Annotated in this window: 22 protein-coding genes; 14 read left to right on the forward strand and 8 right to left on the reverse strand. The window is 63.4% G+C overall.

Going from position 1 to position 25,828, the window contains the following annotated elements; translation table 11 throughout:
- The first annotated feature begins 38 nt into the window (after positions 1 to 38).
- Entirely contained in the window at positions 39 to 563 is a 525-nt protein-coding gene (locus LB556_RS04880; RefSeq protein WP_224564653.1) for a hypothetical protein, read from the forward strand.
- A gap of 186 nt (positions 564 to 749) precedes the next feature.
- On the opposite strand, the gene LB556_RS04885 is transcribed toward LB556_RS04880, so the two are convergent.
- The 5 genes from LB556_RS04885 to LB556_RS04905 form a co-directional block, all read right to left on the reverse strand.
- Positions 750 to 2,237, reverse strand: a complete 1,488-nt coding sequence (locus LB556_RS04885) for a hypothetical protein (RefSeq protein ID WP_224564655.1) — start codon at positions 2,235 to 2,237, stop codon at positions 750 to 752.
- A gap of 41 nt (positions 2,238 to 2,278) precedes the next feature.
- Positions 2,279 to 3,703: a hypothetical protein gene (locus LB556_RS04890; RefSeq protein WP_224564658.1), complete on the reverse strand. Its 1,425-nt coding sequence runs from the start codon at positions 3,701 to 3,703 to the stop codon at positions 2,279 to 2,281.
- 6 nt (positions 3,704 to 3,709) lie between these two features.
- Positions 3,710 to 4,684 carry a GDP-L-fucose synthase gene (fcl, locus tag LB556_RS04895; protein WP_224564661.1) on the reverse strand — a complete coding sequence of 325 codons (975 nt, stop codon included), beginning with the start codon at positions 4,682 to 4,684 and terminating at the stop codon, positions 3,710 to 3,712.
- Positions 4,685 to 4,697: 13 nt separating this feature from the next.
- Entirely contained in the window at positions 4,698 to 5,765 is a 1,068-nt protein-coding gene (gmd, locus tag LB556_RS04900) for a GDP-mannose 4,6-dehydratase (RefSeq protein WP_224564664.1), read from the reverse strand.
- Positions 5,766 to 5,862: 97 nt separating this feature from the next.
- Positions 5,863 to 7,017, reverse strand: coding sequence for a dihydrodipicolinate synthase family protein (locus tag LB556_RS04905; RefSeq protein WP_224564667.1), 1,155 nt, complete (start codon positions 7,015 to 7,017; stop codon positions 5,863 to 5,865).
- Positions 7,018 to 7,256: 239 nt separating this feature from the next.
- Here LB556_RS04905 and LB556_RS04910 point away from each other — a divergent pair, with 239 nt between their 5' ends.
- The 13 genes from LB556_RS04910 to LB556_RS04970 all read left to right on the forward strand — a co-directional run bounded on the left by LB556_RS04910 (position 7,257) and on the right by LB556_RS04970 (position 22,189).
- Positions 7,257 to 8,315, forward strand: coding sequence for a LacI family DNA-binding transcriptional regulator (locus LB556_RS04910; protein ID WP_224564670.1), 1,059 nt, complete (start codon positions 7,257 to 7,259; stop codon positions 8,313 to 8,315).
- The gene (locus tag LB556_RS04915) at positions 8,312 to 9,328 is read left to right on the forward strand and encodes a Gfo/Idh/MocA family protein (protein ID WP_224564672.1); all 1,017 of its coding nucleotides are present in this window, start codon (positions 8,312 to 8,314) and stop codon (positions 9,326 to 9,328) included. The genes LB556_RS04910 and LB556_RS04915 overlap by 4 nt, the downstream gene beginning before the upstream one ends.
- Positions 9,325 to 10,926 (forward strand): acyl CoA:acetate/3-ketoacid CoA transferase, encoded by a 1,602-nt coding sequence (locus LB556_RS04920; RefSeq protein ID WP_224564675.1) that lies wholly within the window; start codon positions 9,325 to 9,327, stop codon positions 10,924 to 10,926. Before LB556_RS04915 ends, LB556_RS04920 begins: the two co-directional genes overlap by 4 nt.
- Positions 10,919 to 11,695, forward strand: a complete 777-nt coding sequence (locus LB556_RS04925; RefSeq protein ID WP_224564678.1) for an enoyl-CoA hydratase/isomerase family protein — start codon at positions 10,919 to 10,921, stop codon at positions 11,693 to 11,695. Before LB556_RS04920 ends, LB556_RS04925 begins: the two co-directional genes overlap by 8 nt.
- A 17-nt stretch (positions 11,696 to 11,712) precedes the next feature.
- Positions 11,713 to 13,224 (forward strand): aldehyde dehydrogenase family protein, encoded by a 1,512-nt coding sequence (locus tag LB556_RS04930; protein WP_224564681.1) that lies wholly within the window; start codon positions 11,713 to 11,715, stop codon positions 13,222 to 13,224.
- Between the two features lie 57 nt (positions 13,225 to 13,281).
- Positions 13,282 to 14,535: an ABC transporter substrate-binding protein gene (locus LB556_RS04935; protein WP_224564683.1), complete on the forward strand. Its 1,254-nt coding sequence runs from the start codon at positions 13,282 to 13,284 to the stop codon at positions 14,533 to 14,535.
- Between the two features lie 92 nt (positions 14,536 to 14,627).
- On the forward strand, positions 14,628 to 15,584 hold the full coding sequence (locus tag LB556_RS04940) for a carbohydrate ABC transporter permease (protein WP_224564685.1): 957 nt from the start codon (positions 14,628 to 14,630) through the stop codon (positions 15,582 to 15,584).
- A 5-nt stretch (positions 15,585 to 15,589) separates the two neighbouring features.
- The gene (locus tag LB556_RS04945) at positions 15,590 to 16,525 is read left to right on the forward strand and encodes a carbohydrate ABC transporter permease (protein WP_224565070.1); all 936 of its coding nucleotides are present in this window, start codon (positions 15,590 to 15,592) and stop codon (positions 16,523 to 16,525) included.
- Between the two features lie 4 nt (positions 16,526 to 16,529).
- Positions 16,530 to 17,645 carry an ABC transporter ATP-binding protein gene (locus tag LB556_RS04950; RefSeq protein ID WP_224564687.1) on the forward strand — a complete coding sequence of 372 codons (1,116 nt, stop codon included), beginning with the start codon at positions 16,530 to 16,532 and terminating at the stop codon, positions 17,643 to 17,645.
- A gap of 106 nt (positions 17,646 to 17,751) precedes the next feature.
- A complete protein-coding gene (locus LB556_RS04955; RefSeq protein WP_224564689.1) occupies positions 17,752 to 19,251 on the forward strand; it encodes an FAD-dependent oxidoreductase in 1,500 nt (499 codons plus the stop codon).
- 205 nt (positions 19,252 to 19,456) lie between these two features.
- The gene (locus tag LB556_RS04960) at positions 19,457 to 20,218 is read left to right on the forward strand and encodes a 3-ketoacyl-ACP reductase (RefSeq protein ID WP_224564691.1); all 762 of its coding nucleotides are present in this window, start codon (positions 19,457 to 19,459) and stop codon (positions 20,216 to 20,218) included.
- A gap of 12 nt (positions 20,219 to 20,230) precedes the next feature.
- Positions 20,231 to 21,859: a GMC family oxidoreductase gene (locus LB556_RS04965; RefSeq protein ID WP_224564692.1), complete on the forward strand. Its 1,629-nt coding sequence runs from the start codon at positions 20,231 to 20,233 to the stop codon at positions 21,857 to 21,859.
- A 12-nt stretch (positions 21,860 to 21,871) separates the two neighbouring features.
- Positions 21,872 to 22,189, forward strand: coding sequence for a Dabb family protein (locus LB556_RS04970; protein ID WP_224564693.1), 318 nt, complete (start codon positions 21,872 to 21,874; stop codon positions 22,187 to 22,189).
- A gap of 58 nt (positions 22,190 to 22,247) precedes the next feature.
- Here LB556_RS04970 and LB556_RS04975 read toward each other — a convergent pair whose 3' ends face one another.
- From LB556_RS04975 to LB556_RS04985, 3 genes are all read right to left on the reverse strand, one after another.
- A complete protein-coding gene (locus LB556_RS04975) occupies positions 22,248 to 23,093 on the reverse strand; it encodes an EamA family transporter (protein ID WP_224564694.1) in 846 nt (281 codons plus the stop codon).
- 6 nt (positions 23,094 to 23,099) lie between these two features.
- Positions 23,100 to 24,008 carry an endonuclease/exonuclease/phosphatase family protein gene (locus LB556_RS04980; RefSeq protein WP_224564695.1) on the reverse strand — a complete coding sequence of 303 codons (909 nt, stop codon included), beginning with the start codon at positions 24,006 to 24,008 and terminating at the stop codon, positions 23,100 to 23,102.
- Between the two features lie 114 nt (positions 24,009 to 24,122).
- Entirely contained in the window at positions 24,123 to 25,676 is a 1,554-nt protein-coding gene (locus LB556_RS04985) for a cation:proton antiporter (RefSeq protein WP_224564696.1), read from the reverse strand.
- Positions 25,677 to 25,828: the final 152 nt, after the last annotated feature.

A 25,828-nucleotide genomic window follows, 5' to 3' on the forward strand; every position in this document is an offset into this window, starting at 1 on the left:
GTGGGCTAGTGTCGGGAGGGAGCACCATTGCGGCTGGCGTGGGCCTTGATCCCAAATGGCTCCCTTCCAACGGAGGCGGCGGCCATAGCTGGATCAAGGGCGAGTCCTCCTTTGTTGAGGTTGCACCCGGCAAATATCTGTTTGCGGTCCTTCGCGACCAAGATGAGACTGGCCGGGCCGTTCATTCTTTCAGCTCCCAAATCCACGCATTCAACGGCACTACTGAACAGATTTTCCACGGCCTTGAGACAATGCAGGGCACCCACAGAGTACCGCGCCCTCTTTATCCAACGTTGGTGACTTTCGACGACCTGAACGATCCAAGTTCGGTGAGGCTTGTCGATCCAGACCACCTTGACGTGGTGTTCGGCTCCGGCGTGACGCTTAACCGGATCACGTTGGAGATCACCAATAGTCGCATCACAAACGGAGAATTGGAAAATGTCCTCAAGTGGATTCCAAATTACTACGTCGCTCACTTCGATGGAGCGCGCTACGAGACAATGTCTGCTCCGAACCGACTGGCCAACGCGCTGACATCCGGTGCCTTCAAGGTGCCTTGAAATGTCGTTGCTTCGTGGAACACGCCAGGGAACATTTCATGCGCAGTCCTGCGCCGCATCGAAGGCCCGAAATGGGGCGCACTCTATGCGGTTGGCCGCTGCCGCGGGAGCCGCCCCCGGATTGCTGGATGGCGGCCCGGAGATATGTCGGACCTCAGGCAATCGCACGGCCCCCTCGACCCCAGCCTATAGCCAGTATAGTCTCAGCCGGCGAAGCCGCCACCTCGCCCTCGCCAGACGACCGGTTTTCGGCTTCTTGCCCAAGCGCACCCGCAGCCTGATTCTCCTGAAGATAGGATTTCCAGGCTCGACACTGACCAGCCTTTTTGCCATCTCCACCGCCGACGTTTTGTCTTCCAGCACTTCCAGGAGGATAAAGGCCGAGCAGGCCATGGCGTAGGGATAGCCTGCCCTGGCCGCCGCGAAGAAGACCTCGAAATCCCGAACCATCGTCAGGTAGGCGCCGATCCGCTCCGTCAGGAGGTGCATCATCGGCAGCGGGATCTTCGAGCGGCGCCGCGATTGGCTCACCATCAGCGATTTCAGGATCGCATCGCCGGTCGGATAATCGCCCTCGCGGAAACAGGTGGCCGCCATCTTCAGATCATACGCGTCGTTTTCCGGGTCCAGCGCCTGCGCGCCTCGCAGCAGCTCTTTTGCTTGCGCCGGACCGATCTCGTCTTCGAGCGACAGGAAAGCCCACTGGTAGCCGAAGGCTGCTTCGAGCGGATGATAGGCCGCCCGATGCGCCTGCAACTCCTCCATGATGATTTCCGCCGCGCGCTGCTTGCCGAACAGCGCGCTACTGCCCATGCACGGGACATCGCCCATGACGGACGCCACCATCGCGTAGATGCTGGTGCCGGCATGGATCTGCTGGCACCTTGCCATCAGCCCCATTTCGAAAAACGCACTGAGGGCTTCCTCGCCCCGGAAGTCGCCAGCCCCGAAATCGTCAGTCCGCAAGGCTCCGGTTTCGGCGCCGAGATAGTCGAGCGTCGCGCGATCCTGGCCGACAAGAAGCGTTGTCATGCCTTTCGAGGCGAGTTCCGTGATGATCGCCTTCGCCAGCGTCGAAGGGATGACCTTGTCGGCGAAAATCAGCCTTCTGCGATATTGGCCACGGACGATGTCGCCGCTGCGAAGATGCAAGGCGGCCATCGGGCCGGGAAAGCGGCATTTGCCGGCCGCGTCCAGCGCCTGCCGCACGGCCGGCGCGAACCCGAAGGCCCGCAGTGTCTCGGATCGTCGAACCGGTTGGACACCTTCGTCGCGGAAAAAATCGAGTACGTCGAAGTCGTCGCAGATCCAGCCACGCAGCTTTCCCTCCCTTGCTGTCGCTGCAAGGTCGGACGGCGCGAAGGCGGAACGGCCAAGCACGCCCATGCCGGCAGCGTCGATCTTGTCGCCCAACCAATGCTTCTCGATGAAGTCGGCCGAAAAGATCTTCGTGACCACATCGACGGTATGGGATCCTTCGTCGGTAACATCCCTGCTGCTCCAGGTGAAGCCGAAGCGGTAGCCGAGCCTGTCGGCAAGGGATTTTGCGTTGGCCATCGCCAGCAAGCGACCGCCCAGCCCGTCGCTCCGGTTGACCGCAATCAACATCGAGTTGTCTTCGAGCGCCCCCGAGCCGAAGGCCGCCTTTTTCGAGGTGGCGGAAAAACGATGCATTTATCTTTCCAGTCGATTGCAGTTCGATAGCCAACCGGCGGCTAGCTGCGCAAGGGAGAACCGTCATTTGCCGTCGCGGCTGTCCGGACCGTCAATTCGATTTCCCGAAAAAGCCGGTTGGCGGGTTCCGCCGTGAGGGATAGCGCCACCATTGACAGGGCGGCCTCGGTTCTGCCCAGAGCCGAGTGAAGGATTTGGGCCGAGCATGCCGCTGCGTAGGGATAGCCGGCATTGGCCGCGACAAAGTAGAGTTCGAAATCACCTGCCATCATCCGGCCGCGCCATGAGGGAGCGGTCAGGACGTCGAGGATAGGCATGGAATTTTCGGTGCCGGCATCGATTTCCCCGAGCATGAACGCTTTCAGAATTGCTTCGCCGTCGCCAAAATTCCTTTCCCGAAAATAGCCGGCTGCCAGCTTCAGCGCGTAGGCGGGATTTTGTGGATCGAGCGCGGCCGCCTTTTCGAGAATTCCCCTCGCCTGCGCTGGGCCAATGCTGTTTTCCATCAGCATGATGGCTGACTGATAACCGTAGGCTGCCTCCAGCGGATGGTAGTCCGATTGCCGAGCCTTCAATTCATCCAGGATGGCCGCGGCGGTGCCGCGAGCGCCGAACACGGCCTTTGGGCGTAGGACCCGGATCCCTCCCATCACCGACGCAATTGTCGCGAACACGCTGCTTCCCGCATGGATTTGCCGACACCGAGCCATCAATGCCATTTCGAAAAACGCCTTGAGTGTCTCGTCCTCGAACTGTTCCGCCCCGAAATCATCGGAGAGGAAGGCTCCGGTCTCCGATTTCAGATAGTCGAGCGTTGCCCGGTCCTGGCCGATCACCAGCGTCGCCAAGCCCTTTGACGCCAGCTTCGATACGATCGCCCTGGCTAGCGGCGCGGGAACGACCTTGTCGCCAAACGCCATCTGCGAGCGGTAGTTACCATGGATGATGTCGCCGCTGCGCAGATGCAGAGCGACCATCGGCCGTGGAAATCGGAACCCGTGGGCGGCAGCTATGGTTGCTTTTACCGACTCGGAAAAACCAAGCGTACCAAACGTCCGATGCCGCGATCGGGTGGGCCGGTAGGCTGGCAGCAACCCTTTGAACCAACCCTGCCGGAACGATCTCAGGATACGGAAATCATCGCAGATCCATCCTTGGAAGCCGTTGCGATCAGCATCGGCCGCCAGACTGTCCCGCGTGAATGGTGTCCCGCCGAGAACACCGAACCGGACTGCGTCGATCTTCTCGCCCAGCCAGTGTCGTTCGACAAAAGCCGGGGCAAAAACCTTGTCGACAGAATCGACGATGTGGAATTGCATGTCGTCGATGGATCGGCGGTTCCAGGTGAAGCCGAAGCGACATCCCAGTTTGTCGGCGAGACATTTTGCGTTGACCATGGCAAGCAGGCGCCCTCCAAGGCCGTCTGCCCTGGTCGCCGCCAATGTCTTCCTGGAGAAATCACTCAAGCCCCATCAACTTTCGGGTGCTGTCAGCCGGATTTGGCCGGCTTCGATATTCCGGATGAACCATGCATATGTCTGCTCCAGCCCGCCGCGCAGCGCGTACCGGGGGCGCCAACCCGTCGCGAACAGCCGCGACACGTCCAGCAGCTTGCGCGGCGTGCCGTCCGGCTTGGTCGTGTCGAACGCAATCTCCATGTCTCCGCCGACGATCGAAGCGACCATCCTGGCCAATTCGGCGATGGTGATATCCTGACCCGAGCCGACATTGACGTGACCCTCACCGCTGTAGGCCTTCAAGAGGAAGACCAGGGCATCGGCGGCATCGTCGACATAAAGGAACTCGCGCATCGGTGTCCCCGATCCCCACACCTGCAGCGTCTTGCGGCCCGCTTGCCTTGCTTCATGTGCCTTGCGCATCAACGCGGGTATGACGTGACCGGCTTCAAGGTGGAAATTGTCACCTGGACCGTAGAGATTGGTCGGCATCGCCGAAATGTAGTCGACCCCGTATTGACGCCGGTAGGCTTGGCAAAGCTTCAGCCCGGCGATCTTGGCGATCGCATACCATTCATTGGTGGGCTCCAACGGCCCAGTCAGCAGCGCATCCTCCTGGATCGGCTGCGACGCGAATTTCGGGTAGATGCAGGACGAGCCGAGAAACAACAGTTTGCGCACCTCGCTACGAAAGGCGCTATCGATGACATTGGTCTGCAGCACCAGGTTCTCATGCAGGAAATCGGCCGAAAACCTGTCATTGGCCAGGATGCCGCCGACCTTGGCCGCCGCCATCACCACGGCATCCGGTCGGCGATCCATCATCCAGCGCCGCACACCGGCCTGATCCCCGAGATCCAGTTCAGTGCGCGCGGCGGTCAATACCTCGCAATCCTCACTTGCCAGCCTGCGCACGACGGCCGAGCCGACCATGCCGCGATGCCCGGCCACGAATACCTTTTTGCCCCTGAGGTCGAAGGTTCCGTTCATCGCGCTGCCCTTGTCAGGAATGGCCGCCTGACGCGGCACTGGCCCCGGCGCACGCCAGATCGGCGTGTACCATCTCCGCCACCAGTTCCCTGAAACCGGTCACGTGCGACCAGCCAATCCTGGTCCTGGCCTTGGATGCGTCGCCGACAAGCAGGTCGACCTCCGTCGGCCTGAAATAGCGTGGATCGATGCGCACCAGCACCGCACCCGACCCGGCATCGATCCCGACCTCGTCCGCACCGTGCCCCTGCCAGCGAATGGACCGTCCGGTCTCGGCAAAGGCCAGCTCGGTAAATTCGCGCACCGAGTGCGCTTCGCCGGTCGCCAGCACGAAATCGTCGGCCACGTCGTGCTGCAGGATGCGCCACATGCCCTCGACATAGTCGCGCGCATGGCCCCAGTCCCGCATGGCATCGATGTTGCCGAGATAGAGCGTTTCCTGGCGGCCATGGTGGATCGAGGCAACGGCCCGTGTGACCTTGCGGGTCACGAAAGTCTCGCCGCGAAGCGGACTCTCATGATTGAACAGGATGCCGTTGGCCGCGAAGATGCCGTAGGCCTCGCGATAGTTGACCGTCGTCCAGTAGGCATAAAGCTTGGCGGCCGCATAGGGTGACCGGGGACGAAAGGGCGTCGTCTCGCATTGTGGCACCTCGCGGGTCTTGCCGTAGAGCTCCGAGGTCGAAGCCTGGTAGAAGCGCACCTTTTCTTCCAGGCGCAGGATACGGATCGCCTCGAGCAGCCTGAGCGTTCCCAGCGCGTCGGCATTGGCTGTGTATTCCGGTGTCTCGAAACTCACCTGGACGTGGCTCTGGGCACCGAGATTGTAGATCTCGCTGGGCTGCGTCTCCTGCACCAGCCGGATCAGGTTGGTAGCGTCCGTAAGATCGCCATGGTGCAGGAAGAAACGGGCGTCGCCTTCATGCGGGTCGACATAGATATCGTCTATGCGCGCGGTGTTGAACGAAGACGAGCGGCGCTTGACGCCATGGACGACATAGCCCTTCTGCAACAGCAATCGGGCCAGATAGGCCCCGTCCTGGCCGGTTACCCCGGTGATGAGGGCCACTTTGTCTGCCATTGCACGACGGGTCCGCTGATCGGTGCTCCCGCAATACAGCCTCAGGGCAGTAACGCAAATCCCCCCGGGGAGGATTCTTGGCAAAGGCTCGTTCGGTTCAGACGCCCGCGATAGCGCACAGGTTCTTCATCCTGGCGGCGGCAAGGTCCGGATCGGCCAGCAATCCTGCCTGGTCGGCAAGGCGGAAAATATCGGCATAGTGGCGGATGCCGCGCGCCGACTGCATGCCTCCGACCATCGCGAAATGGTCCTGATGACCGTTCAGCCAGGCCATGAAGACGATGCCGGCCTTGTAGTACTCGGTCGGCGCCTCGAAGATTTTTCGCGACAGCGGCACCGTCGGCGCCATCAGTGCGTCATAGCCGGCGCGGTCGCCCTCGGCCAGCTTCGCCAGGGCGACATTGGCGGCCGGCGCGATTGCATCGAAAATGCCAAGCAGCGCATGCGAGTGCCTTTTGCCGTCGCCGGCGATCAGTTCGGGATAGTTGAAGTCGTCGCCGGTGAACATCAACACGCCATCGGGCAGCCGATCCCGCAGCGCGACCTCCTTGCCGGCATCGAGCAACGATATCTTGATGCCTTCGACCTTGCCGGCATGGCGTTCGATGATGGCGACCACCGTGTCGAGCGCGGTCTCGAAATCGTCGCCGCCCCAATAGCCCTTCAAGGCCGGGTCGAACATGTCGCCCAGCCAGTGCAGGATGACCTTGCCGGAGGCCTGGCCCAATATGCGGTCGTAAACCAGGGCGTAGTCGTCCGGCCCCTTCGCCACCGCTGCCAGGGCGCGGCTGGCCATCATGATCGCCTTGCCGCCCTGCCCTTCGATGAAAGCGAATTGCTCCTCATAGGCGGAGATCACATCGTCCAGTGTCCTCGCCGACGTCGGCGCCAGATGGTCGGTTCCGGCGCCCGAGGCGAGATCGGCGCCAGCGACGGTCCGCGCCTCCGCGATTGAACGGCGGATCAATTCCCTGGCGCTCGCCCAATCGAACCCCATGCCGCGCTGCGAGGTATCCATTGCCTCGGCGATGCGGAAGCCGAGCCGCCACAGATGATGACGGAACGCCATCGTCCCGTCCCAATCGACAACGGGCCGCGACCAGGGATCGGTCATTCCCAGGGGATCGGCAACGACATGCGCGGCGGCATAGGCGATGCGCGGGAACCGCGCGCCGATCACCGGCTGGACCGGCTGTCCGACAAGCGCGTAACGGGTCCTTCGGCCACCTTCGCCAGGCAAGGCAATTTCCATCGGTCTCTCCCTTTCCGACGCCTATTAAATGGAACGTTCCAATAAATCAAGAACCTTTAGGATTCACGAGCCTTTTCGCTGGGATACAGTACGCTGAAGCCTCACTCGATGCCCAGAACGGGTTGCACTATTCGGGTTGGTGATTTTCCAGCCCGGGAAAAATCCCGATTGACTCCGCATCGCAGCAGTGATTAGAACGTTCCAATAAAATTCGACCAGAAGAGGGAGGAGACATCGGGATGGCCAGCCGGGCCAAGGCTACGATCTTCGACATCGCCCGCGAGGCGGGCGTGTCGAAATCGACGGTGTCGCTCGTGCTCCAGGGCAGCGGCCTGATCCGCCCCGAGACCGCGGTCAAGGTTCGCAAGGCGATCGAGGATGTCGGCTATGTCTACAACCGAGGCGCCGCCAATCTGCGCAAGGCCCATTCCAACGTCATCGGCATGGTCATCAACGATCTCACCAACCCGTTCTTCGCGGAACTGGCGGTCGGCATGGAGCGCGTCTTCCAGTCGGCGGGTATCGTGCCGTTCATAGCCAATACGGCGGAGAACCCGGTGCGCCAGGAAGAAGTGTTGAAATCACTGATGGAGCAAGGCGTCGCCGGGCTCATCGTCTCGCCGGCGCGCGGCACCACGCCGGGTGCCTTCCGGCGACTGGAGATGGCGGGCGTGCCTGTCGTCTTCGCCATGCGCCGTTTGCCGGAAAGCCGCATCCCGGTGATCACGCCCGACAATCATCGTGGCGCCTATCTCGCCACCGCTCATCTCGTCGGCAAAGGGCATCGCCGCCTGGCCTTCTTCGGTGGCTCGTCCGACCTTGTGGTTTATCATGAACGGCTGGGTGGCTTTCGCGAAGCCTGCGAGACGCTCGGCATTGAACCCCGCGATGCGCTCATCATCGAGGGCGAGACCAACCGCAAGGGCGGCATGGCCTGCCTGGAAACATCGCTCGCAATGGCCGAGCCGCCAACCGCGGCGCTCTGTTTCAACGACGCCGTTGCCTTTGGCGTCATGCTGGCGCTGCGCAAGCGCGGACTTGAACCAGGCCCGGATTTCGCTGTCGTCGGATTCGACGACGTGGTCGAGGCCGAACATTACATGCCGGCGCTGACCAGCGTCGCGGTGGACTCCGCCGGTCTCGGCGAACGTGCTGCCCACGTCATGATCAAGATGATCCAGTCGCGCACCACGCGCGCCGAGGACCATATCGGCGCGGTCAATCTCGTGGTCAGGGAAAGCTGCGGCCCGGACCGCCGCGCCAAAGCCCGCTCCGCGAAAACGGGAGGCGCGGCATGAGCGTCAAATGGGGGCTGATCGGCGCCAGCACGATCGCCCGGCAATTCATGATCGACGCCATTCGCGCGCAAGCCGACGGCGCGATATCAGCGGTGATGAGTTCCAATCCGGAACGCGCCAGGGCCTATGCAAGGGAAAATGGCATTCCAGCCGCCGTATCAGATCTCGATGCCTTGCTCGGCTCCGACATCGACGCCGTCTACATCTCCACCACCAACGAACTGCATCTCGAACAGGCGCTCGCCGCCGCCCAGGCGGGCAAACATGTGCTGTGCGAAAAGCCGCTGGCACTGACCAGTGCCGACGCGCGCAGGATGGTCGTCGCGGCCAAGGCCGCGGGTATCGTGCTTGGCACCAACCATCATCTGCGCAACGCCGGCGCGCACCGCGCCATGCGCGAGGCGATCGCAGCGGGCCGCATCGGCAAGCCGATCGCCGCGCGGGTCTTCCATTCCGTCTACCTGCCTGAGGCCCTGCAGGGCTGGCGCATCACCAAACCCGAAGCCGGCGGCGGCGTGGTACTCGACATCACCGTGCATGATGCCGACACGCTGCGCTTCGTGCTTGGCGACGATCCGTTCGAGGTTTCGGCCTTCACCCAGTCGGCCGGCATGGCCGGCGGAGGCTTGGAAGACGGCGCCATGTGCATCTGGCGCTTCAACTCGGGTCTTATCGCGCAATCGCATGAAGGGTTCACCACCAGATTTGCCGACACCGGCTTCGAGGTGCACGGCTCGGAGGGGTCGCTGATCGCCCGCAATGTCATGACGCAAAAGCCGGTCGGCTCGGTCCTTCTACGCACCGCAAGCGGCGAGGAAGAGTTGAGCTTCGACCGTGAGGATCTCTACGTCAGGTCGGTGGGCCGGTTCCATGCCGCTATCCATGGCGAGGGCCAGCCTTCCGCCACCGGAGAAGACGGCATCTGGTCGCTCACCGCGGCCGAGGCGGCCTTGCAGTCGGCGGCCTCCGGCAGAGCCGTCAAGATCGACCCGAAACTCGGGAGCATGAATTGAGCAAGGTCGTTTCCGCAGCCCAGGCTGCCATCCTGATCGAGGACGGCATGATCGTGTCCGTCTCGTCGTCGAGCGGCCTCGGCTGCCCGGACGCGGTGCTGGCCGCCATCGGCGAACGTTTCGATACGGAAGGGCATCCCAAGAATATCACCACGCTGCATCCGATCGCCGCCGGCGATATGTACGGCATCAAGGGCATCGACCACCTGGCCAAGCCCGGCCTGTTGAAGCGCACGCTTTGTGGCTCCTATCCATCAGGGCCCTCCTCTTCCGAGCCGCCGCAGATATGGAAGATGATCGGCGACAACTCCGTTGCCGCCTATAACGTGCCGTCCGGCATCCTGTTCGACATGCACCGCGAAGCCGCGGCCAAGCGGCCGGGCGTGCTGACCAAGGTCGGCCTCGACACGTTCGCCGACCCGCGCCACCAGGGCTGCGCCATGAACGCCGCCGCCGGCGAGCCGATCGTGTCGGTGCAGCAGTTCGATGGCGAGGAATGGCTCTATTTCCGTGCCATCGTGCCCCAGGTTTCGATCATCCGCGCCACCACGGCGGACGAGCGCGGCAACCTCACCTATGAACATGAGGGCGCCTATCTCGGCGGGCTGGAACAGGCGCTCGCCGCCCGCAACAATGGCGGCATCGTCATCGCGCAGGTCAAGCGCGTCGTCGAGAACGGCACCCTGAAGCCGCATGATGTCCGCGTGCCCGGCGTGCTGGTCGACCATATCGTCGTCGCGCCGGACCAGTTGCAGACCACGCTGACCCCCTACGATCCTGCGATTTCGGGGGAGATCTTCCGGCCGCTGTCGAGTTTCCGCACGCCTGAGATGAACGTTCAGAAGGTGATTGCGCGCCGCGTCGCCATGGAACTCCGCGACGGCATGGCCGTCAACATCGGCTTCGGCATATCGGCCAACGTGCCGCGCATCCTTCTCGAAGAGGGCCAGCACGGCAAGGTCACCTGGGTGATCGAACAGGGCGCGGTCGGTGGCGTGCCGCTGCTCGACTTCAAATTCGGCTGCGCCTCCAACGCCGAGGCGATCATGCCCTCGCCGCATCAGTTCATCTATTTCCAGGCCGGCGGCTTCGACGCTTCGCTGCTTTCCTTCCTGCAGATCGACCGCCACGGCTCGGTCAACGTCTCTAAGCTTTCGGCGCGGCCGCATGTCACCGCCGGCGCCGGCGGCTTCGTCGACATCACCGCGCGGGCGAAGAAAATCGTCTTCTCCGGCTTCTTCAATGCCGGAGCCAAGCTGTCGCTTGCCAATGGCGGCATTCGCATCGATCAGGAAGGCAAGGTCAAGAAAGTCGTCGAGGAGGTCGAGCACATCTCCTTCTCCGGCAAGCGCGCCGTCGCGCAGGGACAGGACATCACCTATGTCACCGAGCGCTGCGTGATGAAGCTGACGCCCAACGGGCTGATGGTGACGGAACTGGCGCCCGGGATCGATCTCGAGCGGGACGTGCTGGCACAGGCCGAGATACCGCTCAACGTAGCCAACGACCTCAAGGTGACGCCGGCCGCCCTCTACCAGGATCGGCCGATCGGCCTGTCGCTCAATGGCGGCGCCTCGCTCGGAGGCGCACATGGCTGAGCGCCTCGTCACCTTCGAGCAGGATGGCGGCATAGGCACCATCACCTTGCGCCGGCCCGAAAAGTTCAACGCGCTCGATATTCCGATGCTGCGCGCACTGGAGGCGGCGCTCGATGAGGCGGAAAGCGCCGAAGGCGTGCGCGTCGTCCTCGTATGCGGCGATGGCAAGGGGTTTTGCGCCGGCGGCGATGTCGAGGCCTGGGGCGGCATGAGCGCCGCCGATTTCCAGGTGCAATGGGTTCGCTACGGCCACCGTGTCTTCGACCGGCTGGCACGGCTGCGGCAGCCCACCATCGGGGTTCTGTCCGGCCATGCGCTCGGCGGCGGGCTGGAACTGGCTGTCGCTTGTGATTTCCGCGTCGCCGAAGCGCAAATCAAGCTCGGTTTTCCCGAAACCTCCATCGGCGTGGTCCCCGGCTGGTCCGGTACCCAGCGGGCGGTGCGTCGCTTCGGCGCCCAGACGGTGCGTCGCATGGCGCTTGGCGGCGAGATTTTTCTGGCGGCGGAAGCGCTTGCGCTGGGTATCGTCGACCGCGTCGTCGAAACCGGCAAGGCGTCGGATGAAGCCAAGGTCTGGGCAGAAAAAATCGCCGGGCGCGGGCCGCTGGCGACCGAAGCGGCCAAGCTGATGATCGCCGTTGCCGAAGGCGAGGAAAGTGCCGCCGCAGTCGAAGCACTGGCCAGCGGCTTCATCGCGCTCACCGGCGACCTCAAGGCCGGCGTCGGCTCCTTCAAGACCAGGCAGAAGCCCGTGTTTTCGCGTTCCTAGGACAGAGTGGAAATCACATGAATGCACCCCTGAAGATTTCCATGCCCGCCGAGGCTTCCACGGCGCCAAAGGCATACAAGCTGCTGGTCGACGGCAAGCATGTCGATGCCCGCGACGGCCGCACACTTGAACGCAGCAGTCCCGGCCACGGCTTCACCGTTTCATGCTATGCTCAGGCAGGTGCTGCCGAAGTGGAAGCCGCGATGCAGGCCGCGCACAGGGCTTTCGAGACCGGTCCCTGGCCGCGCATGAAAGCAGCCGAACGCGCCGCGGTCCTGCTCAAGGCGGCCGACCTGATCGAGACCCGGCTGGAGGACATTGCCCGGCTCGATGCGCTGGAATCCGGCAAGCCGATCGCCCAAGCCCGCGGCGAGATCGGCGGTGCGGTCGACATCTGGCGCTATGCCGCTTCGCTTGCCCGCACGCTGCACGGCGAAAGCTACGCCAATCTCGGCGACGCCATGCTTGGCGTCGTGCTGCGCGAGCCGATCGGCGTCGTATCCATCATCACGCCGTGGAATTTCCCGTTTCTGATCGTCAGCCAGAAACTGCCCTTCGCGCTGGCCGCCGGCTGCACGGCCGTGGTCAAGCCCAGCGAAATGACATCGGCCTCGACCTTCGTGCTCGGCGACATCCTGATGGAGGTCGGTCTGCCCGCGGGCGTCGTCAACATCATCGCCGGGCTCGGCGCCGATGTCGGCGCGCCGATGGTGAGCCATCCCCTGGTCGAGATGGTGTCGTTTACCGGTTCGACCCGCGTCGGCAAGATGACCATGGCTTCGGCCGCGCAGTCGCTGAAGAAGGTGTCGATGGAACTCGGCGGCAAGAACGGCCAGATCGTCTTCCCCGATGCCGATCTCGAGGCGGCCGCCGATGCAGCGGTGTTCGGCGGCTTCTTCAATGCCGGCGAATGCTGCAATGCCGGCAGCCGGCTAATCGTGCACGAGGCGATCGCCGATGACTTCCTGGCCGCCGTGCAGGCGTTGACCGCCAGGGTAACGGTAGGCGATCCGCTCGACGACCGGACCAAGGTCGGCGCTATGATCTCTTCCGACCATCTGGCCAAGGTGACCGACTACGTTGCGGCCGCCGCGCGCGACGGCGGCAGCATCTACAGCGGCGGCGGGCAACTCCCTTCCAATGCCGGTCAGTATCTCGATCCGACGATCTTACGCAACGTCACCGAAAACATGGCCGTGGCCCGCGAGGAAGTATTCGGGCCGGTGCTCTCGGTGCTGACTTTTGAAACGATTGAAAAGGCGTTGCACATCGCCAACAACACGCCCTATGGTCTGTCGGCGGGTGTGTGGAGCGCCAGCATCGACACCTGCATGTCGGTGGCGCGGGGCGTGCGTTCGGGGACGGTCTGGGTGAACACGTTCATGGAGGGTTATCCAGAACTGCCGTTCGGCGGCTACAAGCAGTCGGGCCTGGGCCGCGAACTCGGCAAGCGCGCCGTCGAGGACTATACCGAGGAAAAGACAATCCAGTTTCATCGCGGCCAGCGCACCGGTTGGTGGGTCGGCTGAGTTGGGAAGAACCCGGTGGGCTTCACCGGTCGTGTAATGCAACAAGGGAGGAAGTACATGTTGCGCAAACTGCTTATCGGAACGGCTCTCGCGACAAGCTTTGCGTTCTCGGCCCACGCCGCGGACGTCAAGGAAGTGCAGATGCTGCATTGGTGGACGTCGGGCGGCGAAGCGGCCGCTCTCAACGTGCTCAAGCAGGATCTGGCCAAGGAAGGCTATGCCTGGAAGGACGTGCCGGTGGCCGGCGGCGGCGGCGATGCCGCCATGACCGCGCTGAAGGCGATGGTCGCGGCCGGCAACTATCCGACCGCCTCGCAGATGCTCGGCTACACCGTGCTCGACTATGCCGCCGCCGGGGTGATGGGCGACTTGACCGAGACGGCCAAGAAGGAAGGCTGGGACAAATCGGTTCCGGCGGCCCTGCAGAAATTCTCGGTCTATGACGGCAAGTGGGTTGCCGCTCCGGTCAACGTCCACTCGGTCAACTGGTTGTGGATCAACAAGGCGGTGATGGACAAGATCGGCGGCACCGAGCCGAAGACCTTCGACGAATTCGTGGCGCTGCTCGACAAGGCCAAGGCCGCGGGTGTCATCCCGCTCGCCCTGGGCGGCCAGAACTGGCAGGAAGCAACCATGTTCGACTCGGTCGTGCTGTCGACCGGCGGACCTGAATTCTACAAGAAGGCCTTCAACGATCTCGACGACGCTTCGCTCAAGTCCGATACGATGAAGAAGTCGTTCGACAACCTCGCCAAGCTGGTCACCTATGTCGACCCGAACTTCTCGGGCCGCGACTGGAACCTTGCCACCGCCATGGTCATCAAGGGCGATGCCCTGGTGCAGGTGATGGGCGACTGGGCCAAGGGCGAATTCCATGCCGCCAACAAGACCCCGGGCACGGACTTCCTGTGCTATCGCTTCCCGGGTACCGACGGCTCGGTGATCTACAACTCCGACATGTTCGGCATGTTCAACGTCCCGGATGACCGCAAGGCCGCCCAGGTCGCGCTCGCCACCGCCACGCTCTCGAAGAGCTTCCAGTCGGCCTTCAACGTCGTCAAGGGTTCGGTTCCGGCCCGCACCGACGTTCCGGATACCGACTTCGACGCTTGCGGCAAGAAGGGCATCGCCGACCTGAAGAAGGCCAATGAAGGCGGCACGCTGTTCGGCTCGCTGGCCCAGGGCTACGGCGCGCCTCCTGCGGTCGCCAACGCCTACAAGGACGTCGTCTCGAAGTTCGTCCATGGTCAGATCAAGACCTCGGACGAGGCTGTGACCGAGTTGGTCAAGGCCATCGACGACGCCAAGTAAGCACACGACGCATCAAAACACCTTCCCCGCTCCGGCGGGGAAGGGTCCCGGCCCGTCAGGCCGGTCGGCTCAACGCCGACGGGAGGAAACCCATGAGCACTGTTGCGACAAGCCAGATAAAGCTGACGCCGGAGCATACCCGGCGGCGCGCCTCGGTGCGCTCGCGCCTGCAGGATGCCCTGCCCAAGATCGTGCTGGCGCCGAGCTTCGCCATCACCATCGTCTTCGTCTACGGCTTCATCCTGTGGACGATCTATCTGTCCTTCACCAACTCCAAGACCTTCCCGTCCTACGCCATAACGGGTGGACGCGCCTATCAGCGGCTGTGGAACTGGACCTTCGACGTCGACCCGCCGTCGAGCTGGTACACGTCGATCACCAATATGGGCATTTTCGGCTTTCTCTACATCGCCATCTGCCTGGCGCTAGGCCTGTTCCTGGCCATCCTGCTCGACCAGAAGATCCGCGGCGAAGGCGTGTTGCGGCCGATCTACCTCTATCCGATGGCGCTGTCCTTCATCGTCACCGGCGTCGCCTGGAAATGGTTCCTCGATCCTGGCCTCGGCCTCGAGCAGACTTTGCATCAATGGGGCTGGACGAGCTTCCATTTCGACTGGATCAAGAACAAGGATTTCGTCATCTACACCGTGGTGATCGCCGGTGTCTGGCAGGCCTCCGGTTTCATCATGGCGATGTTCCTCGCCGGCCTGCGCGGCATCGACGGCGAGATCATGAAGGCGGCGCAGATCGATGGCGCCACCACCTTCCAGCTCTATCGCCGCATCGTCATTCCGCTGCTGCGGCCGATCTTCCTGTCGGCTTTCATCGTGCTCGCCCACCTCGCCATCAAATCCTACGATCTTGTGGTGGCGCTGACCAGCGGCGGTCCCGGCGGCTCGGCCTGGCTGCCGTCCAACTTCATGTATGAGTACACCTTCAAGCGTAACGAAATGGCGGTCGGCTCCGCCAGTGCGGTGATCATGCTGATGACCATCGTCGCCATCATCGTGCCCTATCTTTATTCGGAACTCAGGGAGAAGTCGCGATGAGCACCATGGCCGCTCCCGTCCGCCAGGTCTCCGGCGGGGTCAACGTCAAGATCGTCAACCGCGTCGTCATCTATGGGCTTCTGGCGCTGTTCGCGCTGTTCTACCTGATGCCGCTTTTCGTCATGCTGGTCACCTCGTTCAAGACCATGAACGAGATCCAGAACGGCAACATGCTTTCGCTGCCCAAGGCACCGACTTTCGACCCATGGCTCAAGGCCTGGGGCGAGACCTGCGTCGGCCTCACCTGCGCCGGCATCAAGGGCTACTTCTGGAACTCCATCAAGATGGTGGTTCCCGCCGTGCTGATCTCGACCATGCTCGGCGCGCTCAATGGCTACGTGCTGACCAAATGGCGTTTTCGTGGCGCGACACTGGTGTTCGGGCTGATGCTGTTTGCCTGCTTCATCCCGTTCCAGTCGGTCCTGCTGCCCATGGCCACGATCCTGGGCAGCCTCGGCCGCTTGGGTGTCTCGCTGCAGAACTCGGTCGGCACCAGCTTCGGCCTCGGCAATCCGACGGTCAACCTGGTCTTCGTCCACGTCGTCTACGGCATCGGCTTCACCACGCTGTTCTTCCGCAACTACTACGAGGCCTTCCCCACCGAACTGGTGAAGGCCGCGCAGGTCGACGGCGCCTCCTTCTTCCAGATCTTCCGGCGCATCATGCTGCCGAATTCGATGCCGATCTTCGTCGTCACCGTGATCTACCAGTTCACCAACATCTGGAATGACTTCCTGTTCGCGTCCGCCTATGCCGGCACCGGCGACTCCATGCCGATGACCGTGGCGCTCAACAACGTCGTCAACACCTCGACCGGCGTCGTCGAATACAACGTCAACATGGCGGCGGCGATGATCGCCGCGCTCCCCACCCTTCTCGTCTATGTGCTTGCCGGCCGCTATTTCGTGCGCGGTCTCATGGCTGGCGCCGTCAAAGGATAATCCGATGGCTTTTCTTGAAATTAATGGTCTGAGGAAGCGCTTCGGCCAGGTCGAGATCCTGAAAGGGATCGATCTGGAACTCGAAAAAGGCGGCTTCCTGGTGCTGGTCGGCCCTTCCGGTTGCGGCAAGTCCACGCTTCTCAACACCATTGCCGGACTGGAGACGATCACGTCAGGCGAGATTCGCATCGACGACCGCGCCGTCAACGATCTGCACCCGTCCAAGCGCGACATCGCCATGGTGTTCCAGAGCTATGCACTCTACCCGAACATGACGGTGGCCGGGAACATCTCCTTCGGCATGGAAATGCGCGGCGTGCCCGCCGACGAGCGTCAGAAAGCGATCGACAAGGTGGCCAAGGTTCTCCAGATCGGCCACCTGCTGCAGCGCAAGCCGAGCCAGCTTTCGGGCGGCCAGCGCCAGCGTGTCGCCATGGGGCGGGCGCTGGTGCGCGACCCCAAGCTGTTCCTGTTCGACGAGCCGCTGTCCAACCTCGATGCCAAGCTGCGCGTCGACATGCGCATCGAGATCAAGCGCCTGCACGCCACCACCGGCACGACGATCGTCTATGTCACGCATGACCAGATCGAGGCGATGACGCTGGCGACCAAGATCGCCGTCATGCGCGACGGCGAGGTGCAGCAGTTCGGCACGCCTGCGGAGATCTACAACAACCCCGCCAATGTCTTCGTCGCCGACTTCATGGGCTCGCCGGCGATGAACCTCATTCCGGCCACCATCGGCGGCGATGGCAGCGGAATGGCTGTGGTGCTCGACCGCGAGGCGCGGCAGCCCATCACCCTGCCCATGACCAACGCGCCGGCCGGGCTGTCGGCATTCAAAGGCAAGCCGGTCATCTTCGGCGTCCGCCCGGAAGCGCTCACCGACCCGGAGGGCGCCGAACGCAACGCCTCGCATATCGCGACGGCCGACTGCCATATCGAGGTGGTGGAGCCGGCAGGCTCCGACACTTTCGCCGTCACCAATCTCGGCGGCAAGGGCGTCGTGGCGCGGCTGCGGGCCGACGCCAACATCCAGCCTGGCACCAGCACGCCGCTCGCCTTCAACCTGACCAAGGCGGTGTTCTTCGATCCGGCGACAGAGAACCGCATCCGCTGATGCATGTCGCCCAAAAGTGGTTGCGGTTTTGGGGCAACGACATGCATCAAAACAAAGAGCTGAAGCGCGTCATGTCTGTCAGCTCAAACACGACGCGCTTTAGACCATGACAAATCCGGACATCGTCATCATCGGTTCCGGCATCGGCGGCGCCACGATCGCCTCCGGTCTGGCCGGGAGCGGCGCCTCGATCCTGATGCTGGAGCGCGGCGAGCCCTTGGTGGCGACGCCGCATGCACGCGACACGCGCGCCATCTTCCTCGACGGCCATTACCGGCCGAAGGAGATGTGGCGCGAGGCCGGCGGCGCTTCCTTCAACCCCGGCAACTACTACTATGTCGGCGGCAATTCGAAATTCTTTGGCGCGGTGCTGATCCGCTACCGCAAGGAAGACTTTTCCGCCATGGAGCATTTCGGCGGCGTCTCGCCGGCATGGCCGTTCTCCTATGACGAGTTCGAACCCTGGTATTCCAAGGCCGAGCAGCTGTTTCGCGTGCGCGGCTCGCTCGGCGAAGACCCGACCGAACCCTTCCACTCCATACCGTATGCCTACGAACCCGTGCCCGACGAGGCACCGATCGCGCGCGCCCGTGCCGAACTCAAGGGGCTTGGCCTGCACCCGGCGTCGCTGCCGCTCGGTGTCGACATCGAGACTTGGCTGAAGGAGGGCAGGACCGGCTGGGACGCCTTCCCGAACACCGGCCAGGGCAAGATGGACGCCCAGACGGCACCACTCGCGGCCGCGCTCGAGGATAGCAACATCCGGCTTGAGACGGGTGCTTACGTGGAATATCTCGAGACAGCACCTGACGGCAAAACAGTGGCCGCCATTCACTACCGGCAAAACGGCGAGGCGAGGAAGGTCGCACCGAAGCTGGTGATCCTCTCCGCCGGGGCGGTCAATTCGGCGGTCATCCTGCTGCGTTCACTCTCTGCCAATGGAAAGGGCCTCGCCAACAGGTCCGACCAGGTCGGCCGCAATTTCATGAACCACAATTCGAGCGCCATGCTGGCGATCGATCCGCGCCGCCGCAACGATTCCGTCTACCAGAAGACGCTTATGCTGAACGACTACTATCTGTCCGACGGCCAGGGCGGCAAACCGCTCGGCAATGTGCAACTGCTGGGCAAGATCGACGGCAACATGCTGAGAGCCAACGTCAGGCTGGCGCCAAAATTCGCGCTCGATTTCATGGCCGGCCACGCCGTCGACTGGTACCTGATGTGCGAGGACCTGCCCGACCCCGAAAGCCGCATCATGGTCGACGGCAAGGACATCGTCATGCAATGGCGCCGTTCCAACATGCAATCGCTCGACGGGCTGACCAAGGTGATGCGCGAGAACTTTCGCGCTTGCGGCTATCCCATCGTCTTGTCGCGGCCTTTCGACAAGCGCACCCCCTCGCACCAATGCGGCACCGTGAAGATGGGGGACGATCCGGCGACGTCGCCGCTCGATCCTTTCTGTCGCGCCTTCGATCACCGGAACCTCTTTGTCGTCGACGCAAGTTTTCTGCCGAACTCGGCCGCCGTGAACCCGGCGCTGTCGATCGCCGCGCAGGCGCTGCGGGTTGCTGACCATATCCGCAAGAGCGAACTCCAATGATAGGTCGGCGCCACCCCTCATCCGCCTCCCGGCACCTTCTCCCCGTGAACGGGGAGAAGACAGCTGGCCGCAACCCTGGCGCTCTTCTTGCAGCGTTTGCGATTGGCGAAATCGGCGATGACAGCCTCCTTCTCCCCGTCACTATACAGGGAGAAGTGCCCGGCAGGGCGATGAGGGGCGGCGCTGGCATACGGGTGAGCGTCCGATGACCCGCCCGGCCGCCACAATCACCGGCGGTGCGCGTGGCATTGGCCTCGCCTGCGCCGAGGCGCTTGCGGACGCAGGCTTCGACATTCTCGTTGCAGACCTGGCCGACAACCCGGCTGACGGACTTTCGGAAAACATCACCGCACGAGGTGTGAAATTCGCCTATGTCAGCTGCGACATCGCCGATCTGTCAGGCCACGCCGCTTTGGTCGACGCCGCGTTGCACAGCTTCGGCCACATCGACTGCCTGGTCAACAATGCCGGCGTCGGTGCCGTGGTGCGTGGCGACCTGCTGGACCTCAAACCCGACAATTTCGACCGCGCGCTCGGCATCAACCTGCGCGGCACCGTCTTCCTCAGCCAGGCCGTCGCCAAGGTGATGCTCCGCCAGTCGGGCGATCATGCAAGATCGATCATCACCATCACCTCGGTCAGCGCCGAGATGGCCTCTCCGGAACGCTCCGAATATTGCATGTCGAAGGCCGGGCTTTCCATGTGGGTAAAGAACCTGGCGCTCCGGCTCGCCCCGGAAGACATTGGCGTGTTCGAGCTGCGGCCGGGCATCATCCGTACCGACATGACGGCAGGCGTGACCGCCAAATACGACGCTTTGATCGAAGGTGGCCTGGTGCCGGCGAGACGCTGGGGCGAAGCCGCCGACATCGGCGCCATGGTGGCAGCGCTCGCTGCCGGCAGACTGGGTTTTTCGACCGGCTCGATCATCAATGTCGACGGCGCGCTCTCCGTGCCCCGGCTGTGAACGGATGAAACAATGACCGACTACATCATCGTGGGCGCCGGTCCGGCCGGCTGCGTTCTGGCCAACCGGCTGAGCGAGGATCCCTCCAATTCCGTGCTCCTGCTCGAAGCCGGCGGCAGGGACTGGCATCCCTATATCCACATGCCGGCCGGCTTTGCCAAGATGACCAAGGGCATTGCCTCCTGGGGTTGGTCGACCGTGCCGCAGAAGCACATGAACGACCGTGTCTTCTGGTACACGCAGGCCAAGGTGGTCGGCGGCGGCTCCTCCATCAACGCCCAGATCTACACGCGCGGCAATGCCCGCGACTACGACGCCTGGGAGAAGGAAGAGGGGCTTGCCGGCTGGGGCTATCGTGACGTGCTGCCCTATTTCAAGCGGGCCGAAAACAACCAGCGCTACGCCAACGATTTCCATGGCGACCAGGGCCCGCTCGGCGTCTCCAACCCGATCTCGCCGCTGCCGATCTGCGAGGCCTATTTCCGCGCCGGCCAGGAGATGGGGATTCCCTTCAACCCGGACTTCAACGGCGCCAGCCAGGAAGGCGTCGGCTATTACCAGTTGACGCAGAAGGACGCCCGCCGCTCGTCGGCTTCGGTCGCCTACTTGAAGCCGATCCGCACGCGCAAGAACCTGACCGTCAGGACCGACGTGCTGGTGACCCGCATTGTCGTCGAGAAGGGCCGCGCCATCGGCGTCGAAATTGTCGATAGGCCAGGTGGCGAAAAGACGATCCTGCGCGCCGACCGCGAAGTGGTCGTCTCGTCCGGCGCCATCGGCTCGCCGAAGCTGTTGATGCAGTCGGGCATCGGACCCGCCGACCATCTGACGTCGGTTGGCGTCACCCCGGTGCATGACCTGCCCGGCGTCGGCTCCAACATGCAGGACCATCTCGACCTGTTCGTCATCGCCGAATGCACCGGCGACCACACCTATGACAATTACGCCAAACTGCACCGAACCGCCTGGGCCGGCCTGCAATACCTGCTCTTGAAGAAGGGGCCGGTGGCCTCCAGCCTCTTCGAGACCGGCGGCTTCTGGTACGCCGACCCGACCGCCGCCTCGCCCGACATCCAGTTCCATCTCGGGCTGGGATCCGGCATCGAGGCCGGCGTCGAGAAGCTGAACAATCCTGGCGTCACCTTGAACTCGGCGTTCCTGCGGCCGCGCTCGCGCGGCACGGTGCGGTTGAAGAGCGCCGACCCGGCCGACCATCCGCTGATCGACCCGAACTACTGGTCCGATCCCTATGACCGCGCCATGTCGCTCAAGGGGCTGCGGCTGGCGCGCGAGATCATGCGGCAGAGGGCGCTTGCCCCTTACGTGCTGCGCGAAGTGCTGCCCGGCCCGTCTCTCGCCAGCGACGACGAACTGATCGACTACGCCTGCCGCACGTCGAAGACCGACCATCACCCGGTCGGCACCTGCCGTATGGGCCATGACGAGATGGCCGTGGTGACGCCGGACCTGCGGCTGCGCGGCATTGACGGCCTGCGCGTATGCGATGCATCGATCATGCCGCGCGTGCCCTCATCGAACACCAACGCGCCGACCATCATGGTCGGCGAAAAGGGCGCCGACCTCATTCTTGGCCGTGAGCCGCTGCCGCCGGCTGTATTCTCCGGAAATCGCGCCGCTTGAAGGAAAGAGAAAATGATCAGACATTGTGTCTTCGGCAGGTTTCGCGATGATGTACCCGAGGGCAAACGCAAGGCGATCCATGCCGACCTCGAGGCACTACGCCTGATGATCGACGGCATGGACACGGTGCAGTTCAGCGCCAACGCCAGCCCGGAGCCTTTCTCGCGCGGCTTGACCCATGGCTTCACCATCGATTTCCGCGATGCCGCGGCGCGCGACGCTTATCTGGTGCATGAAGCGCATCAACGCGCCGGCGCCCGGCTGGTCGCTGCCCTCGAGGGCGGCACCGACGGATTGTTGGTCTTCGATCTCGATCTTATGGAAAAGTGACCGCTTCAGTCCGGAGCGGCGCGGTCGGGTAATGACGGTACTCGGCTGGCCTGAAGGGTCAGCCCATCCTCAGAGCGATGACACCGGCGACAATGCTGAGCGCGGCGGCACCGCGCCAGCCCGTCATCTTCTCGCCGAGCGCGTAGACCGAGATCATCATGGCGAACAGGATCGAGGTCTCGCGCAGTGACGCCACGGAGGCGATCGGCGCCCTGGTCATTGCCCACATCACGATCCAATACGCGGCACCGGAAAGCACGCCGGTGAACAGCCCGGTCTTCCAGTCGCGCGCCAACACAGGCAGCGCCTGTGGACCTCGGAAAACGAGGCACAGCACCAGGGCTCCAAGCGCATCGCAGATGAACAGCCAGGCGGCATAGCTTTGCGCGGTTGCCGCCAGCCTCGCACCGCTGCCGTCGGACAGCGTGTAGCTGGCGATGAAGACCGAAGTGCCGAAGGCGAAGCCGACCGCGCGCAGGTTCAGCTTCTCCAGATGCGCCCCGCCGCGAAACGACATCACCAGCGTGCCGGCCGACAAGAGCAGGATACCGACGATGGCGAGCGGCGCCGGAACCTCAGCGACCACGAATATGCCGCCGAGGGCCGCGAGCAAAGGAGCCGTACCGCGCGCCAGCGGATAGGTCTGGGCGAAATCGCCGGCCTGGTAAGCGCCGATCAGGAAGGTGCGGTAGCCCATGTGGAAAATCACCGAGGCGATGATGTAGGGCCAGACTTCCGCTTTCGGCACCTCGACGAAAGGCAGCACCACGAGGCCCGCGACCCCCATACCCAATGTCATCAGCGTGATCGACAGGAAGCGGTCGAGATGGACCTTGACCAGCGCGTTCCAGATGGCGTGCATGGCGGCCGCGGCAAGCACCGCGAAGAAGACGAAAAGCGTCATTCAGGCTTATCGACCTCCCAAGCCGGGGGGCGTATCGAGATCGATGTCGACCCGGACCGGGAAATGATCGGATGCCACCTGGCCCATATCCGACCCGACCGAGCGCACACGCCCGGCGAACATGCCGCCGACAAAGCAATGGTCGAGCCGGCGCTTTGCCAGCCTGCCGTCGATGATCTTCTCATGCGTGTGGAAGTCATCAGCCGCTTCGATCGCTACGGCGGCGGCATCGACGAAACCGTCGATATAGGCGGCACCGCGATGATACGGCGTGCCGCCGACGATGCGGCGATATTCGTCGCTGCCGGGCTCCATATTGAAATCGCCCAGCCAGATCGCCGCCAGCGGGTTTTCCGGCTCAGCCTCGCCATGTGTCCAGTTGCGCGACGGTTCGTCGTCCGCGCCGCTCCACGGTCCGCCTTCCGATGGCGCCCGGCGATGCTCGGCCAGGAGATAGTCGATCTGCTCCAGCCGCTCTTCCACCGCGATATGCGCGAGATGCAGCGAAAGCACCCTGACCGGGCCCGCAGGGGTGCGGATCATGCATTCGAGCGCGGCATTGCGGGTGTTTAGCGGACGCAGCGTGCGGTGCATCGGCAGCGCATGCAGCCGCGACCAGACGATCGGCAGCTTCGACAGCAGCATGGTGCCGAATTGCCGCCGACGATTGATCAGGCCGCCGTCACGCCGCTCGCTGGCATCCATGTCGAAAGCCGGTCCGTAGACCCAGTGATAGTCGGGCAGCAGGCGGGAAAGCAGTTCCGGCTGGTCGTCGAAATTGCTGCGCTGCCAGTGTCGCTCCACCTCTTGCAAGGCAATGATGTCCGCGCCGTCGACGATCCGCGCGGCACGCGAAAGATCGTAGCGCCCGTCGCTGCCGAATCCATACTGAATGTTATAGCTGATCAGTTTCATTGCTTAACCGGCTCACTTCTCGGCGTTGGCAGTAACGGTTCGGTCGATCGCTTGCAATGCGCAGGAAGACGGACGGGGCTTGGGCCAGCAGGCGATGGTCGGGAGGCGTACCTGCTAGTCGGTGGTCAGCGGCTGGAACCGCCCGGCGGGCGACGCCGCCAGCTCCGCCCAGTCGATCTCTTCCTCCAGCCGGTGATAGGCTTCATCGCCGATCGTGCCGTTGCTGCGCAATTCCTCCAGCGTGTCGCGTTGGCGGTTGATGGCATAGAGGCGCAGCCGGTCGTATTCGGTTGCCGCTTGCGCGTCCTCCGGGTTTTCCGCGATCAGCCGCTGAGCTTCGTACTGCTCGCGCACGACGGCCGCCGCCGCCGAGGTCTTGCGGCTCAACACGTCAAGCGCGGCCTGCATAACGGCGACGCGTGCCTGCGCCACCTCGCGGTCTATCGTCGTATCGCGTTCGAAGTTGAGTATCCGCAGCAGGGGCTTCAGGCTCATGCCTTGCAGCACCAGCGTACCCAGGACCACTGCGAAGGCGGCAAGCACGATCGGATCGCGGCCGGGAAAGCCGGCCGGCAGCGCAATGGCCACCACAAGCGTCACCAGTCCCCGCATGCCGCACCAGCCGACCAGCACGGCGCCGCGAAATGTCGGCGCTTCCCGCCTTCGGTCTTCGCCGCCGAAATGGGCGAACCACCGGATGATCGCAACGTAACTCGCCACCCAGACGAGGCGTGCCAGAATGACGACAACCAGCACTGTCGCGGCAAAGACAAAAGCTTCGGGTTGCGCGTCGCCGGAGAGCCGGCCGACGATCGAGCGTGCCTGCAGGCCCATCAGGACGAAAGCCAGCACGTTGAGCACGAACACCGCCGATTCCCAGACCGAATAGGTGCTGACGCGGCGTCTGGCCGACATGTGGCGCGGCGCGCTACGCGCGATGGTGATGGCGTAGACGACGATGGTGATGATGGCGGAAAGGCCCAGCCTGTCGGCCAGGATCCAGACGCCAAATGTGCCGGCGAACTGCACCACGGTGCTGCTGGCAGCATCCTCGATCCGGGTGAGTGTCAGCAGCGAGAAGCGGCCAAGCAGATAGCCCGCCACCACGCTGCCGATGGTCGACAGCAGGATCGTTGGAACGGCGTTGCTCAGCATGATCGAGCCGAGCGCCGCCGAAACCGCCAGCCGGTAGATCAGGAGCGCGGTGGCATCGTTGAGCAGGCTTTCGCCTTGCAGGATGGCGGTGATGCGGTGCGGCACCTTGAATTGCCCGAGCACGGCACTTGCCGCCACAGCATCCGGCGGAGCGACGATGGCGCCGAGCGCGATCGCCGCCGCGATCGGCAGGCCGGCCATCTTCCATCCGACGAAGGCAACCACCACGGTGGTGAAGACAACAGCGCCGAGCGCCAGCAGCACCAGCGACAGCCTGTAGCGTTTCAGGTCGCGCAGCGAGGTGTCATAGGCGGCATCGAGCAGCACCGGCGCGATGAACAGGGCAAGCGCCAGTTCCGGATCGATCTCGATCGTTGGCGCGCCGGGCACGAAGGCGATCGCGACGCCGGCCAGGGCCAGCAGCGACGGATAGGGAATCTCCAGCCGCCGCGACAGTGCCGTCAGCGCGACGGCGGCCAAAAGCAGGACAAGCGTCAGTTCGAAAAGAGCCATGCTCTATGGTAGCGGCCGAACGAAGCGATTGGCAGTGCCAAAGTCGCGGCTTTGAAACAACAGGGCGACGCCTCCGGCATGGGCCGTCCCGCCTCGGACAGCACGGGAAATTCCGATCTCTGTGGCACCCATTCGGATGCCCCGATCGACCG

This window comes from Mesorhizobium sp. ES1-4, from assembly GCF_020164745.1.
GTDB lineage: Bacteria > Pseudomonadota > Alphaproteobacteria > Rhizobiales > Rhizobiaceae > Mesorhizobium.

What these genes read in the sequence shown, in the direction of transcription:
- LB556_RS04915 (WP_224564672.1), top strand. Translation starts at nt 8,312, where the DNA reads ATGAGCGTCAAATGGGGGCTGATCGGCGCCAGCACGATCGCCCGGCAA.
- LB556_RS04980 (WP_224564695.1), bottom strand. Translation starts at nt 24,008, where the DNA reads ATGAAACTGATCAGCTATAACATTCAGTATGGATTCGGCAGCGACGGG.
- gmd (WP_224564664.1), bottom strand. Translation starts at nt 5,765, where the DNA reads ATGGCAGACAAAGTGGCCCTCATCACCGGGGTAACCGGCCAGGACGGG.
- fcl (WP_224564661.1), bottom strand. Translation starts at nt 4,684, where the DNA reads ATGAACGGAACCTTCGACCTCAGGGGCAAAAAGGTATTCGTGGCCGGG.
- LB556_RS04960 (WP_224564691.1), top strand. Translation starts at nt 19,457, where the DNA reads ATGACCCGCCCGGCCGCCACAATCACCGGCGGTGCGCGTGGCATTGGC.
- LB556_RS04950 (WP_224564687.1), top strand. Translation starts at nt 16,530, where the DNA reads ATGGCTTTTCTTGAAATTAATGGTCTGAGGAAGCGCTTCGGCCAGGTC.
- LB556_RS04925 (WP_224564678.1), top strand. Translation starts at nt 10,919, where the DNA reads ATGGCTGAGCGCCTCGTCACCTTCGAGCAGGATGGCGGCATAGGCACC.
- LB556_RS04940 (WP_224564685.1), top strand. Translation starts at nt 14,628, where the DNA reads ATGAGCACTGTTGCGACAAGCCAGATAAAGCTGACGCCGGAGCATACC.
- LB556_RS04970 (WP_224564693.1), top strand. Translation starts at nt 21,872, where the DNA reads ATGATCAGACATTGTGTCTTCGGCAGGTTTCGCGATGATGTACCCGAG.
- LB556_RS04935 (WP_224564683.1), top strand. Translation starts at nt 13,282, where the DNA reads ATGTTGCGCAAACTGCTTATCGGAACGGCTCTCGCGACAAGCTTTGCG.
- LB556_RS04975 (WP_224564694.1), bottom strand. Translation starts at nt 23,093, where the DNA reads ATGACGCTTTTCGTCTTCTTCGCGGTGCTTGCCGCGGCCGCCATGCAC.
- LB556_RS04910 (WP_224564670.1), top strand. Translation starts at nt 7,257, where the DNA reads ATGGCCAGCCGGGCCAAGGCTACGATCTTCGACATCGCCCGCGAGGCG.
- LB556_RS04965 (WP_224564692.1), top strand. Translation starts at nt 20,231, where the DNA reads ATGACCGACTACATCATCGTGGGCGCCGGTCCGGCCGGCTGCGTTCTG.
- LB556_RS04985 (WP_224564696.1), bottom strand. Translation starts at nt 25,676, where the DNA reads ATGGCTCTTTTCGAACTGACGCTTGTCCTGCTTTTGGCCGCCGTCGCG.
- LB556_RS04945 (WP_224565070.1), top strand. Translation starts at nt 15,590, where the DNA reads ATGGCCGCTCCCGTCCGCCAGGTCTCCGGCGGGGTCAACGTCAAGATC.
- LB556_RS04955 (WP_224564689.1), top strand. Translation starts at nt 17,752, where the DNA reads ATGACAAATCCGGACATCGTCATCATCGGTTCCGGCATCGGCGGCGCC.
- LB556_RS04930 (WP_224564681.1), top strand. Translation starts at nt 11,713, where the DNA reads ATGAATGCACCCCTGAAGATTTCCATGCCCGCCGAGGCTTCCACGGCG.
- LB556_RS04905 (WP_224564667.1), bottom strand. Translation starts at nt 7,017, where the DNA reads ATGGAAATTGCCTTGCCTGGCGAAGGTGGCCGAAGGACCCGTTACGCG.
- LB556_RS04885 (WP_224564655.1), bottom strand. Translation starts at nt 2,237, where the DNA reads ATGCATCGTTTTTCCGCCACCTCGAAAAAGGCGGCCTTCGGCTCGGGG.